The sequence below is a fragment of the Pseudomonas sp. FDAARGOS_761 genome, assembly GCF_013343155.1.
Taxonomy (GTDB): Bacteria; Pseudomonadota; Gammaproteobacteria; order Pseudomonadales; family Pseudomonadaceae; genus Pseudomonas; species Pseudomonas aeruginosa.
The window spans coordinates 1,613,665-1,627,022 of the sequence record NZ_CP054572.1 but is presented as its reverse complement, the minus strand read 5'-3'; the positions used below and the strand labels follow the sequence as shown (position 1 = coordinate 1,627,022).

Sequence of the window (13,358 nt, the reverse complement as noted above, 5' to 3'; positions counted from 1 at the left end):
ATACCTACTGCAGCACGAAATTGGTGAACAACACTTGTTCGATAGCCAGTTGGCCGGTTTCCTTCTTGGCCAGTTCCTGCAATCCGGCGGTCGCCTGCTGGCGGAGCATTTCCTTGCCCACCGGCGTCACCAGCGAGTCGAAACTCTGACTCGAGAACAGCATCACCAGTTTATTGCGAACCAGCGGCATGTGCTCGCGCAATGCGTCCATCTGCGCCTTGTCGCGCCCCATCAACGCGACGCCGACCTGCATGTAGCGCTGCCGGCCGTTCTGGTTGAAGTTGACGACGAAGGCCGGCGCCAGGATCTCGTAGAGCGCCGGCTGCTTGCCCGGCTTCGCCGCCTCGCTGGCGACTTCCTCGGTCTTCTCGGCCTTCAGCGACTTGCTGAGGAAGAACCAGGTGCCGCCCACCGACAGGCCGATCGCCAGCAGCAGGCCGACCACGATCAGCAGGATCAGCTTCAGCTTGCTCTTGCCGCCGCTCGGAGCCCCCGCGTCGGCGGGTGTCGCCTCTTTCTTAGCCATGCCAAAAATCCGTCGCTATAGCGTCAAATGAAGGGTTTCACAGGGGCAGAGCAAGGGTTGTGCCATTTCTGCAACGCCGCCCCGCCCCCTGGGGCCAGCCCCGGAATGCTGTCCGAGATGATAGACGGCGCGGATATTACAGCCTGGCCACAGGAAATCATCCCCGTCTTTTGCGAAATCGCCCGCTCCGGAAAAAGAAAGGCCTCCCGCAGGAGGCCCAAAGGGGAAATGCAGTCGTTCGCCTCAGGCGTAGTAGTCGACCAGACCGCGCGCCGCCGAGGAACCCGGCCGGCTGCGGATCTCGCTGACTCCGGCAAGGGTTTCCTCATCGCCCGAGGCCTCGCCGGCAAAGCCTCGTCCGCGCGCCGATCCGCCCTCGCCCTGCTGCTGGCCCTGCCAGCCCCGCGCCAGCGACTGGTCGGAGACGTTCACGTCGAGCTGGTTCATGCCCTGCTGGCTGAACATGTCACGCAGCCGGTGCATCTGGCTTTCCAGGGCGTCGCGAACGCCGGCGTTGGGACTGGCGAAGGTCACCTGGGTCTGGTCGGCGGTCATGTGGATGCGCACGTCCAGGCGTCCCAGCTCGGCCGGGTCGAGCTGGATCTCCGCCGACTTCAGGTTCTGGCTGGACATCCACATCACCCGGTCCACTACCGCCTCGCTCCAGCCGTTCTGCTGTATCGCCACCGGCTGGCCGGGCACCGTACCGTTCACCGGACGGTTGGTCAGGGCCTGTTGCGCCATGGCCTGGGTCAGCCCGTTGAGCTTGGCCGCGAAAGGCTCGCCGCGCGGCTCCGCCTTGCTCTCCAGCAGGCTCTCGGAGGCGGCGCTGGCGACGGCCGGCTCGGCGGTCTGCTGCAACTGGGCCTCGAGCGCCTTGCCGTCGACGGCCTTGGTCAAGGAATCCGAGGTCAGGCCGGCAAGGGCATCGCCGAGGTTCGCCTGGCGCGGATCGGCGCTCTTCGCCGGCCCGCCTTTCGCCGTCTGCGCGGCGTCCTGGGCGCCCTGCTCCAGGGCCATGTTCACCGCCGGCACGCCGTTGAGCTTGACCAGGGTCGGGTCGCTGCTGGCTTCGGTAAGGCTGGCCGGAGCACTGCTGGCCGTCGGCACGGCCGGTGGCAGCAAAGTCGCCTGGGTATTCTCGTCGAGCAACGGTACGGCACCGCCGAGACCGAGCAATTGCAGCGGATCGACCGGCGTTTCGACTTTATCTTCGCCGTCGGCCTTGGCCTGGCCGTCGGCCGGCAAAGGCTTGCCGTCTTCGGCAACGGCCGGCTGCCTGACGGCATCCGTCGGCTGCGCTTCGGCGGCGTCCTTGCCGGCGTCCCGTGGCTTGTCCCGCGAACCCTTCGCGGGACCGTCGGCGCGCTCGGCGGGCTTCTTCGCGGTCTCCTTGGCATACATGTCGGAGAAGCTGGAAGTCTTGTCGTTACTGGGCTCAGGCGTTTTCTGCTGGCTCTTCGGCGCAGCGGCCTTGGGCTTTACATCAGGCGTCGGCGGCAACAACACACCAGGGGCGACGGCCATGGGAATTCTCCATTTGCGAAGGGATTGCGTCGTGGCTTGCGCAAGGGATGGAGCAAGGTCCGGGCCAACTTCGCCGAGAGCCTCCGTGAAACGCTCGCCAGGGCGCCGCAGCAGGCACGCTCGCTTTGCCCGCAGGTCCCGTCTGGACTACAATCCAGAGCCGCATCCCTCCCGAGGTAGTACCCTGATGTCCTTCGCCGAAAAACTGTCCCGTCTGCAAGCCTTCCTCGATGCCGATGACCTGCACGAAGAAGCGCTGGACTACGTGGCGACCCACGGCTACCTGACCGCCCTCTCCATCTGCCCGGAGCAGGTGCCGGAGCGGGAGTGGATCGACGCCCTGTTCGCCGAACCGCCGCACTACCGCAGCGATGAGGAGCGCCAGGAGATCGAGACTTCCCTCGAGCAGCTCAAGGCGCACATCACCCGCGTGCTGGCCAGCGACGAAGACCTCGAGCTGCCCTGCGACCTCGACCTCGGCGACGAGCCGGACGACTCCGACCTGCGCGGCTGGTGCATCGGCTTCATGGAAGGCGTGTTCCTTCGCGAGGAAGTCTGGTTCGAGCAGGCCGAGGAGGAAGTCAGCGAGTTGCTGCTGCCGATCATGGTCGGCTCCGGCCTGTTCGACGAGCAGCCCGAGTTCGACGAGATCGCCCGCGACCGCCACCTGGTGGACGACATGGTCGCGCAGATTCCCGACCTGCTGACCAACCTGTTCCTGCTCTGCCAGGCGCCGGAAGAAAAGCCCGCCCTGCTCAAGCCGCGCACGCACTAAGGAGCGCCGCGGTGGCGCAGCGGGAAATTCGCCCGAGCGCTCGTGCCTGGGTGCGCTATAGCCTCCAGGCCGTGGGTTTCCTAAGCGTAGCCCTGGGCGTGATCGGCATCTTCCTGCCGGTGCTGCCGACCACGCCTTTCCTGCTCCTCGCGGCGGCCTGCTTCATGCGCAGCTCGCCGCGCTTCTACCACTGGCTGGTCGGCCATCCACGGCTCGGCCCGTGGATCCGCGACTATCTCGACGGCGAAGGCATCCCGCTCAAGGGCAAGGTCTACGCCATCGGCCTGATGTGGGCCAGCATCGCCCTTTCCTGCTACCTGGTCCGACGCCCCTGGGCCCAGGGCTTCATGCTGACCAGCGCGGTACTGGTCAGCATCTATATCCTCCGCCAGAAGACCCGCCCGCCGCACGACGCCTGAGGGCCCGCTCAGGACAGTGCCGGATCGCCCTCGCCCAGCGGCAAGCGGTCGCCGGACCCGCGTCGCTCGGGGCTCAGCACGGTGAAGCCGAAGGTGTTCCAGCCGTCCGCGCTGTCGACGAACACCGAACCGCCGTGCATGCTCGCCACCGCCTTGACGATGGACAGGCCGAGGCCATGGTTGGCCTCGCTGTTGCTGCGCGCCGCGTCGACCCGATAGAAGCGCTCGAACAGGTGCCTGCGGTGCTCGTCGGCGATCGGCACGCCGGGGTTGCTCACCGCCACCCGCACTTCGTCGCCACGCCGCTCGACGCCGACCCGCAGCGTGCCGCCGGCGGCGGTGTGCTGGGCGGCGTTGTACAGCAGGTTGGTCACCGCCCGCTGGAACAGGGCGCGCTCGACCAGCGCGCGGGCCTCGCCGCGCACCTCGATACCGACCCCGGCCTCGTCGAAGATCACCTCGAGGAAATCCACCGTGGTGGCGATCTCGCCGGCCAGCGAGGTTTCCTCACGCTCGCAGGCCAGGCGTCCCTGGTCGGCGCGGGCGAGGAACAACATATCGTTGACGATCGCCCGCAGCCGCTCCAGCTCCTCCAGGTTGGATTGCAGGACCTCTTCGTAATGTTCGCCGCTGCGTTCGCGGGACAACGCCACCTGGGTCTGGCCGATCAGGTTGGTCAATGGCGTGCGCAGCTCGTGGGCGACGTCGGCATTGAACGACTCCAGGCGCACGTAGGCCTGCTCCAGGCGGTCCAGGGCGCCGTTGAACGCTCCCACCAGTTCGCGCAGCTCGGCCGGCAGCGGCGAGAGCTGCAAGCGCTGCGACAACTGCCGCGGGCTGATCCGCCGGGCCTCCTCGGAGAGCCGATGCACCGGCCACAGGCCCAGGCGGGCGATCCAGTGGCCAAGCAACGAGGCCAGCAGCACACCGAGGGCGGACAGGCCGAGCAGCCATTTCAGGGTGGAGGTCCGCGCCTCATGGAACGCCGCGCTGTCGATGGCGGTGACGTAGGTCAGCCGCGGCCGCCCCTCGCGCGCCGGCAACACGCCGACCCGCGCGGTCAGCGCGTACCGGTGCTCCGGCAACTCCAGTTCGTAGCGGCCGGCGCCATCGGCGATCAGCCGCTGCACCGGTTCGCTGAAGCGCCCGTAGTGATAGCGCGGGTCGTCGCTGTCGATCCAGAAACGAATCAGCTCGTACTCCTGGCTCAGGTTGTCCAGCTTGCCCTGCAGGTGCGGCCAGCGCTCGGCCAGGTCGGGATGGTCGAGCATCCGCGAGACCATGTTGAAGCGCACGTCCACCTCGCCCTGCTGCAGGCGCTCGGTCTGGCGGTCGAGGATGCAATAGAGCATGGTGCCGATGAGGGCGAAGATCACCACCGCGGCGCCGGCGAACATTCCCGCCAGGCGGGTCGACAAGGACATGCCCACCTCAGCCCGACTCCGCCAGCGCACGGTTCTCCAGGACGTAGCCCATGCCCCGGATGGTATGCAGCAGCTTGTTCTCGAACGGACCGTCGAGCTTGGCGCGCAGGCGCTTGATCGCCACCTCCACGACATTGGTGTCGGTATCGAAGTTGATGTCCCAGACCAGTTCGGCGATCGCCGTCTTCGATAGGATCTCGCCGCTGCGCTGGGCCAGCACGCAGAGCAGCGCGTACTCCTTGGCAGTCAGCTCCAGGCGAGTGTTGCCGCGGAAGACCTTGCGGCTGAGCAGGTCGATGGACAGGTCGGCGATGCGCATCTGCGAATGGCTTTCATGGTTGCCGCCGCGCCGGGTCAGGGCCTGCAGGCGGGCGACCAGTTCGAGGAAGGAGAACGGCTTGATCAGGTAGTCGTCGGCGCCCTCGCGCAGCCCGCGCACCCGGTCTTCCACGCGCTCGCGCGCGGTGAGCATGATCACCGGGGTCTGCCGCCGCTCGCGCAACGCCCGCAGAACGCCGTAGCCGTCGACGCCCGGCAGCATCACGTCGAGCACGATCACGTCGTACTCGCCATGGAGCGCCAGGTGGCGACCGTCGATGCCGTTGTCCGCCAGGTCCACGGTGAACCCCTGTTCACTGAGGCCACGGTTCAGGTAGTCCGCCGTCTTCGCCTCGTCCTCGACAATCAGTACCCGCATCTATCGCCCGATCCTCTGTTCGCCTTCGCATCCCGGGCGGGACGCATGCCTGCCTGCATCCTAGCCACGCGCCGCCGTCCAGGAAAGCCGTGTCCGTTACGCCTCATGTCGCCGTCGCCCCAGCGGTTCCGCCGTCCGAGGTCGTCGCCCCGCGCCGGTGGAACAGTCGCTCCAGGGCCAGGTATACCACCGGCGTGCTGAACAGGGTCAGCACCTGGCTCACCAGCAGCCCGCCGACCACCGCGATGCCCAGAGGCTGGCGCAGCTCGGAACCGGTGCCGAAGCCGATCATCAGGGGTATCGCGCCCAGCAGCGCGGCCAGGGTGGTCATCATGATCGGCCGGAAACGGGTCAGGCAGGCCTGGTAGATCGCCTGCTCCGCGCTCATGCCCTGCTCGCGCTGGGCGACGATGGCGAAGTCGACCATGAGGATGCCGTTCTTCTTGACGATACCGATCAGCAGCACGATGCCGATCAGCGCCATGATCGAGAAGTCCTGGCCCCAGGCCCAGAGCAGGAACACCGCGCCGATCCCCGCCGAGGGCAGGGTCGAAAGGATCGTCAGCGGATGCACGAAACTCTCGTAGAGCACCCCGAGGATGATGTACACCGCGATCAGCGCGGCGAGGATCAGCAGCGGTTGCGAGGCCAGCGAGCTCTGGAAGGCCTGCGCCGCGCCCTGGAACACGCCGATAATGGTCGAGGGCATGCCGATCTCCTCCTGGGCGCGCTGCACCGCCTGCACCGCCTCGCCGAGGGACACCCCGGCAGCCAGGTTGAAGGACAGGTTGACCGCCGGGAACATGCCGTTGTGGTTGATCTGCAGCGGCCCGGAGCGCGGCGCCGCGACCTTGGCGATGGCCGACAGCGGGACCATCTCGCCGCTCAGCGGCGAGCGCAGGTAGAACCAGTCCAGGCTTTCCGCGCGGCCGCGCTGGCGCGCATCGAGTTCGAGGACCACCTTGTACTGGTTGACCTCGGTCTGGTACTCGCCGACCTGGCGCTGGCCGAAGGCGTCGTAGAGGGTCTGGCTGACATCCTCGGCGCTGAGGCCGAAACGCGCCGCGGCCACCCGGTCGATGTCCAGCGCGGTGACGCTGGCGCCGACCTGCAGGTCGTTGGACACATCCATCAGCCCCGGCACCTGCTTCAGGCGCTCGGTGAGGCGTTGCGCCCAGAGCGCCAGCTGGGTGCTGTCGCTGCTGCGCAGGGCGTACTGGTACTGGGTCCGCGAGGGTCCGGAACTGAGGTTGATGTCCTGCGCCGCGCGCAGGTAGAGCATGATTCCCGGCACCTTGGCCAGTTGCGGGCGCAGCCGGTCGATGAACTCGCCGACCGAGACATCGCGCTCGCCACGGTCCTTGAGGACGATCCAGAAACGCCCGTTGGCCAGGCTCTGGCTACCGCCGGTGACGCCCACCGCATGGTTGTAGCTCTGCACCGCCGGGTCGCTGGCGATGATCTCGGCCAGTTGCCGGTGCTTGGCGGCCATGTCGTCGTAGGAGATATCCTCGGCAGCCTGGCTCGTGCCGAAGACGAAGGCGGTGTCCTGCAAGGGGAAGAAACCCTTGGGAATCCCGACGTAGCCGGCCACCGCCACCAGCACGGTAAAGGCGAAGCCGACCAGCATCAGCCGCTGGTGCCCGAGCGCCCAGCGCAGGCCGCGTTCGTAGCCGCCGGTCAGCCATTCGGCGAAGCCCTTTCTCGGCGCTTCGGCATGCCGCAATGCCGGCATGAAGCGCGAAGCCAGCATCGGCGCCAGGGTCAGCGAAGCGACCACCGAGATCAGGATCGCCACCGTCACGCTGACCGCGAATTCGCGAAACAGCCGGCCGACGATCCCGCCCATGAACAGCAGGGGAATGAACGCGGCGATCAGCGAGAAGCTGATGGAAATCACGGTAAAGCCGATCTCCGCCGCGCCCTTGAGCGCCGCCTCGACCTTCGAGGCGCCCGCTTCCAGGTGTCGGTGGATGTTCTCCACGACCACGATGGCGTCGTCGACGATGAAGCCGACGGCGATGATCAGCGCCACCAGGGTCAGGTTGTTGAGGGTGAAGCCGAGCACGTACATCGCCGCGAAGCTGGCGCTCAGGGACACCGCCAGCACCGTGGCGACGATCAGGGTCGCCGACAGCTGGCGGAGGAACAGGCCCATCACCAGCACCACCAGGCCAATGGTCAGCAGCAGGGTCAGTTCGACCTCGTGCAACGACGAGCGGATGGTCCGGGTGCGGTCGTTGAGCACGTCTACCTCGATGGTCGCCGGGAGCATCTCGCGCAGGCGTGGCAGCGCGGCCTGGATCGCGTCGGCGGTATCGACGATGTTCGCCCCAGGCTGGCGGAGGATCACCAGCGCCACCCCGGGCACGCCGTTCGGCCAGGCCTGCACGTAGTCGTCCTCGGGCGCCGAGACGATCCGCGCCACGTCCTTGAGGAACACCGGCGCGCCCTGGCGGTAGGCGACCACCAGGTCGTCATAGTCGCTGGCGTTGAACAACTGGTCGTTGGCCGCGAGGGTCGACACCCGCCCCTCGCCGTAGAGCGCACCCTTGGCCAGGTTGACGCTGGCCGACTGCAACGACTGGCGCAGGTCGGCCAGGGTCAGCTGGTAGGCGGCGAGCTTCTCCGGCTGGGCCTGGATGCGGATCGCCGGGCGCTGCTGGCCGACCACGAAGATCTGCCCCACGCCGTTCACCTGGCTGAGCTGGCGGGCGAGGATGGTCTCGGCGTAATCGCTGAGTTCGATCAGCGGCATCATCTCCGAGTTGACCCGCAGGATCATGATCGGGCTGTCCGCCGGGTTGACCTTGCGCCAGGTCGGCAGGTTCGGCATGTCCACCGGCAGCCGCCCGGCCGCGGCGTTGATCGCCGCCTGGACCTCCTGGGCGGCGACGTCGATGCTCTTGTCGAGGCTGAACTGCAGGGTCAGGGTGGTGGTGCCCAGGGCGCTGCTGGAGGTCATCTCGGTGATCCCGGGAATCGCGCTGAACTGCACTTCCAAGGGGGTGGCCACCGACGAGGCCATGGTTTCCGGGCTACCGCCGGGCAGCAAGGCGTTGATCTGGATGGTCGGGAAGTCCGCCTCCGGCAACGGCGCCACGCCGAGCCGGAGGAACGCCAGCAGCCCCAGCAGCAGCGAGGCCAGGGTCAGCAGCGCGGTGGCGATCGGGTGCCGTACGCACCAGCCGGAAATCCCGGCGCGCGGCGTCACGGCTGCCGCTCCGTGGCCTGAGCCAGGCTCGGGCGCGGCTCCTGGATATCGACCAGGGCTCCGGGCATCAGCCGCGAGTGGCCGTCCACCACCACCTGGTCACCGCTGGCCAGGCCTTCCACCACACTGAGGCCGTCGATGTCCTGGAGCACCCGCACTGGCACCGCCTCGACCCGGTCGGCGGCGACCCGGTAGACGAAATTGCCCTCCAGGCCGCGGCGCACCGCCTTGCTCGACAGCACCAACTGGTCGCGCCGGACCCCGGTGTGCAGGCTCACCGCGACGAACTGCCCGGGCCAGAGCCGGGCCTGGCGGTTATCGAAGGAGGCGCGCACGCGGATGGTGCCGGTGGAAATGTCGATCTGGTTGTCGATGGTCAGCAACCGGCCCTCGCCCAGCGCGCTCCCGCCGTCGCGGCTGTAGGCGCGCACCGCCGCCTCGCCGCCGAGCAGCGCCTGCAACTGGGGCAACTGTTCCTGTTGCAGGGAGAAGACTACGGAGATCGGTGCGATCTGGGTCACGCTGAACAGGCCGAGACTGTCGCCGACCCGCACCAGGTTGCCGACATCGACGTTGCGGATACCAACCTTGCCGGATACCGGCGAGGTGATCCGGGTGTAGGACAGGCGCACCCGCTCGGCGTTGATGGTGGCATCGTTGGCCTTCAGGGTCGCGCGCAACTGGTCGACCGTCGCCTGCTGCTGGTCCAGCAGTTGGCGTGACACCGCACGCTCGGCATACAGGCTGCGGTAGCGTTGCAGGTCCTGCTCGGCGGATTTCAGCTGGGCCTGGTTGCTCGCCCTGGAGGCCTGCGCCTGCTCCAGCGCGGCGACGACGGCGCGGTCATCGATGGTCGCCAGCAACTCGCCCGCCTCGACCATCTGCCCTTCGCTCACCAGCAGGCGGGTCAACTGGCCGTCGATCTGGGTGCGGATCACCACGTTGTGCAACGAAGTCACCGTACCGATGCCGCTGACCTGTTGCTCGACGTCGCGCCGCTCCACCCGCGCCACGTTCACCGGGACCCTGGCCGGCGCGGGCGCCGCCTTCGCCCCGGCGTCGCCGCCGAGCCATGCCCAACCGCCGAAGGCGACCAGGCCCGCCGCCAGCACGCCCACCAGGACCCGCCCCCCACCACTGCGCAACGCCTGCATCTGTCCACCTTTCCCAGTCGCCGGCCTCGCGCGGCCGACTTCGTTCTTCTTTATAAGCAGCGCAGCGGGACCCCACCCTGACCCCTGAATGACAATCCTGTCAGTTTCGCCGGACACCCCGCGCTGGCAGGCCGCCCGGCGCTCTCGTAGACTTCGCTGAGTCCTTCCGGAGCCCGCTCGATGTCACCAACCCCCGGCGCCCGCCGGCCCTGCCCCAGGGCCTACGCCCCCTGGCTGCTGTCGCTGGCGGCGACATTGCTGCTGGCAGTCGGCGCGGCGCTGGCGCAGTGGGACCTGGAGTCGATACTGAGCCGTGCCGAGCAGCGCTACGGCGAGCTGGGCGCGGCGAAATCGCGCCTGGGCGACTGGGGCCGCCTGCTCGAACAGGGCGGCACGCTCGACGAAGCGGCCAAGCTGCGCGCGGTCAACGACTTCTTCAACCAATCGCTACGCTTCACCGACGACATCGAGATCTGGCGACAGGAAGACTACTGGGCGACTCCGGTCGAAGCGCTGGTCAAGGGCGCCGCCGACTGCGAGGACTACGCCATCGCCAAGTACGTGACCCTGCGTCGCCTCGGCGTCGCCAGCGACAAGCTGCGCATCACCTACGTCAAGGCCCTGCGCCTGAACCAGGCGCACATGGTGCTGACCTGGTACGCCAGCCCGGGCGCCGACCCACTGGTGCTGGACAACCTGATCGGCGAGATCCGCCCCGCTTCGCAACGCGACGACCTGTTGCCAGTGTACGCCTTCAATGCCGAGGGCCTCTGGCTGCCCGGACCCGACGGCGGACGCCGGACCGGCGACAGCAAGAAGCTGTCGCGCTGGCAGGACCTGCTGACCAAGATGCGCGCCGAAGGCCTCGACCTCGACGCACCCAAGGAGGATTGAATGTCACTGCTCAAGCAATTGTTCCTCGCCATCTGCCTGTTCCTCGTCGTCGCCTTCAGCGGCAGCTTCGTCAGCAGCGTGGAGAACTCCCGCGAGCAGTTGCGCGGCCAGTTGCGCTCCCACGCCCAGGACGCCGCCACCGCCCTCGGCCTGTCCCTGACGCCGCACGTGGACGACCCGGCGATGGTGCAACTGATGGTCAGCTCGATCTTCGACAGCGGCTACTTCGCCAGCATCCGGGTGATCGACATCAAGAGCGGCAAGCCGCTGGTCGAGCGCGTGCAGGCGCATGCCGAGCGCACGGTGCCAGGCTGGTTCGCGCGCCTGGTGGATCTTCAGCCCCAGGGTGGCGATGCGCTGATCATGCGCGGCTGGGAACAGGCGGCGCGGGTCGAGGTGATCAGCCATCCGCAATTCGCCCTGGCGCGCCTGTGGGACAGCGCCCTGGGCAGCCTCTACTGGTTGCTGGCCTGCGGCGCGGTGAGCCTGCTGCTTGGCGGCTGGCTGCTGCGCCGCCAACTGCGCCCGCTCGACCAGATGGTGCGCCAGGCCCATGCCATCAGCCGGCGGGAATTCCTCAGCCTGCCCAGGCTGCCGCGCACGCCGGAGCTGCGCCGCGTGGTGCAGGCGATGAACCAGATGGTGGAGAAACTTCGCACGCTGTTCGCCGAGGAGGCCGCGCGTAGCGACAAGCTACGCGCCCAGGCCTACCAGGACAGTCTCACCGGCCTACCCAACCGGCGCCTGTTCGACGCCCGCCTCAACGAACAGCTGGGTGCCGGCGAGCACGAGCATGCCGGGCAGCTCCTGCTGCTGCGCCTGAACGACCTGAACGGGCTGAACCAGCGTCTCGGCGGGCAGCGCACGGATGAACTGATCCAGGCGGTCGCCCGCTTGCTGGTCGACTCCTGCGGCCAGCAAGGGCGCGCCGACTGGCTGCTGGCCCGCAGCCGCGGCGGCGAGTTCGCCGTGCTGGCTCCCGGTTGCTCCCGCGAGCAGGCCGAACGCCTGGCCGAGGAACTCTGCGAAGGCCTGGAGAATCTTGCCCGCACCGGTGCCAGCGATCTCACGCCGGTCGCCTATCTCGGTATCAGCGCGTTCGCCGAAGGCGACTCGCCCGCGGATCTCCTGGCCCGTGCCGACCAGGCCCTGGCCCAGGCCGAAAGCCAGCCCGCCCAGCCCTGGGCGAGCCAGGACGGCACCGCGCTCGCGGCGCTCAACGACAGCCAGGACTGGCACGACTGGATCGACCAGGCCCTGACGGAGCGCCGCCTGCTGCTCTATTTCCAGCCGGTGGTGGACTGCCTGGACACCCAGCGCGTCCTCCACCACAAGGTCCTCGCGCGCCTGCTCGACCCGCAGGCCACGGCCATCGCCGCCGGGCGCTTCCTGCCCTGGATAGAACGTTTCGGCTGGGCCGCGCGTCTCGACCTGGCGATGCTCGAACAGAGCCTGGAGCACCTGCGGCGCCATCCACGGCCGCTGGCGCTGAGCCTGTCGGCCGCCAGCGTCCGCAATGCGCAGGCGTTCGCCCCGCTACTGGCCCTGCTCAAGGCGCATCCGCAGGAGGCGCGCCAGCTGACCCTGGAACTGGACGAGCGGCACCTGCCAGCCGCGGCCGAACTGGAGCGCCTCAGCCAGGTCCTGCGCGAACTGGGCTGCGGTCTCGGCCTGCAGCATTTCGGCGGCCGCTTCAGCCTGATCGGCAACCTTACCCATCTGGGGCTGGCCTACCTCAAGCTGGACGGCTGCTACCTGCACGCCGTCGACCGGGAAGGCGACAAGCGGTTGTTCATCGAAGCGGTCTATCGCACCACCCACAGCATCGATCTACCGTTGATCGCGGAACAGGTGGAAACCCTCGGTGAACTCGAAGTACTGCGGGAAATGGGCTTGCGTGGCGCCATGGGACGCCTGTTCGGCAGCCCGGCGCCCTGGTCCGGGGATGCCTGATAGCGAGTCCGGAGCGGGTCGGACTCGCTTTACAGCGGATTCGGCATCGACGCCAGGCGCTCCCTCTCCGACAGAGAACGCGCCGGCGCGAGCCGACAGGTCCCCGTCATGAAACCGCCAGTCGCTGTTCCACCAGCACTCCCCCGTAAAGCGCGATCTGGGTCTTGGCATTGAGTTCGATGCGCAAGGCCACCGCGCGCTCGATGCCGATCTTCAGGTGCGGACCGAAGCGCGATACGTCCAGGCCGGCACGGATCATCATCTTCTCCACCCCTACGGTGGTTACCGTCACCAGCGTCTGGATGTCGTTCTGCAGGCTGTAGCGGGCCAGCGCGCGCATCGCCTCCAGCGTACAGTCGGAAAAGCCCAGCGAGCCTTTCTGTCCAGAGTTGATGGCGAAACGGCTGAGTTCCCAGATGTGCGGCGAGCAAGGCGCTTCCTTGCCGTGCAGAAGCTCCGGGAAGGTGTTCTTCAGCATGTAGGGGCCAGTGGTATCGAGAATTCGCCAGCAACCGAAAACCTGGGCTTCAGGAGTATCTTCCTGGATCAACATGTAATAAGGACTGAGTGCGTCATAACCATCGATTTCCATCTCGTCGATGACACTAACGTCCCAGCCTTTGCGCTCCTTGAACACTTGAGCACGCAACTTGTGCATCTCGCCCAGCAGTTTTTTATCGAACTCTTCGCGCCGACCAATTTGTACGATCATCTTCACTTCCTCCAAATAGGAAGCTGAAGAATTTATGCAAATTTCATAATTTTATAACTAGCA

The 13,358-nt window shown here is 67.4% G+C and carries 11 protein-coding genes; 4 read left to right on the top strand and 7 right to left on the bottom strand.

From position 1 onward, the window contains the following. Window positions 1-4 precede the first annotated feature (4 nt). Both fliL and FOC67_RS07725 read right to left on the bottom strand, forming a co-directional pair. Window positions 5-526, bottom strand: coding sequence for a flagellar basal body-associated protein FliL (gene fliL / locus FOC67_RS07730; protein WP_003083042.1), 522 nt, complete (start codon window positions 524-526; stop codon window positions 5-7). Window positions 527-769: 243 nt separating this feature from the next. Then, window positions 770-2,053, bottom strand: a complete 1,284-nt coding sequence (locus tag FOC67_RS07725; protein ID WP_009314793.1) for a flagellar hook-length control protein FliK — start codon at window positions 2,051-2,053, stop codon at window positions 770-772. Window positions 2,054-2,240: 187 nt separating this feature from the next. Here FOC67_RS07725 and FOC67_RS07720 point away from each other — a divergent pair, with 187 nt between their 5' ends. Further along, complete coding sequence (locus FOC67_RS07720) at window positions 2,241-2,828, top strand: YecA family protein (RefSeq protein WP_003083037.1); 588 nt, start codon at window positions 2,241-2,243, stop codon at window positions 2,826-2,828. Between the two features lie 11 nt (window positions 2,829-2,839). Beyond that, window positions 2,840-3,247 carry a YbaN family protein gene (locus FOC67_RS07715; RefSeq protein ID WP_003087079.1) on the top strand — a complete coding sequence of 136 codons (408 nt, stop codon included), beginning with the start codon at window positions 2,840-2,842 and terminating at the stop codon, window positions 3,245-3,247. 8 nt (window positions 3,248-3,255) lie between these two features. Here FOC67_RS07715 and FOC67_RS07710 read toward each other — a convergent pair whose 3' ends face one another. The 4 genes from FOC67_RS07710 to mexM all read right to left on the bottom strand — a co-directional run bounded on the left by FOC67_RS07710 (window position 3,256) and on the right by mexM (window position 9,736). Beyond that, window positions 3,256-4,701 carry a sensor histidine kinase gene (locus tag FOC67_RS07710; protein ID WP_003122945.1) on the bottom strand — a complete coding sequence of 482 codons (1,446 nt, stop codon included), beginning with the start codon at window positions 4,699-4,701 and terminating at the stop codon, window positions 3,256-3,258. After that, a complete protein-coding gene (locus FOC67_RS07705) occupies window positions 4,679-5,368 on the bottom strand; it encodes a heavy metal response regulator transcription factor (protein WP_003083028.1) in 690 nt (229 codons plus the stop codon). The genes FOC67_RS07710 and FOC67_RS07705 overlap by 23 nt, the downstream gene beginning before the upstream one ends. Window positions 5,369-5,471: 103 nt before the next feature. Further along, window positions 5,472-8,582 carry a multidrug efflux RND transporter permease subunit MexN gene (mexN, locus tag FOC67_RS07700; RefSeq protein WP_058171033.1) on the bottom strand — a complete coding sequence of 1,037 codons (3,111 nt, stop codon included), beginning with the start codon at window positions 8,580-8,582 and terminating at the stop codon, window positions 5,472-5,474. Beyond that, window positions 8,579-9,736 carry a multidrug efflux RND transporter periplasmic adaptor subunit MexM gene (mexM, locus tag FOC67_RS07695; RefSeq protein WP_009314797.1) on the bottom strand — a complete coding sequence of 386 codons (1,158 nt, stop codon included), beginning with the start codon at window positions 9,734-9,736 and terminating at the stop codon, window positions 8,579-8,581. The genes mexN and mexM overlap by 4 nt, the downstream gene beginning before the upstream one ends. 180 nt (window positions 9,737-9,916) lie before the next feature. Here mexM and lapG point away from each other — a divergent pair, with 180 nt between their 5' ends. Beyond that, window positions 9,917-10,630 carry a cysteine protease LapG gene (gene lapG, locus FOC67_RS07690; protein WP_009314798.1) on the top strand — a complete coding sequence of 238 codons (714 nt, stop codon included), beginning with the start codon at window positions 9,917-9,919 and terminating at the stop codon, window positions 10,628-10,630. Continuing rightward, a complete protein-coding gene (gene lapD, locus FOC67_RS07685; protein ID WP_073699815.1) occupies window positions 10,631-12,583 on the top strand; it encodes a cyclic di-GMP receptor LapD in 1,953 nt (650 codons plus the stop codon). A 106-nt stretch (window positions 12,584-12,689) separates the two neighbouring features. On the opposite strand, the gene lasI is transcribed toward lapD, so the two are convergent. Further along, the gene (lasI, locus tag FOC67_RS07680; protein ID WP_003083017.1) at window positions 12,690-13,295 is read right to left on the bottom strand and encodes an acyl-homoserine-lactone synthase LasI; all 606 of its coding nucleotides are present in this window, start codon (window positions 13,293-13,295) and stop codon (window positions 12,690-12,692) included. Window positions 13,296-13,358: the final 63 nt, after the last annotated feature.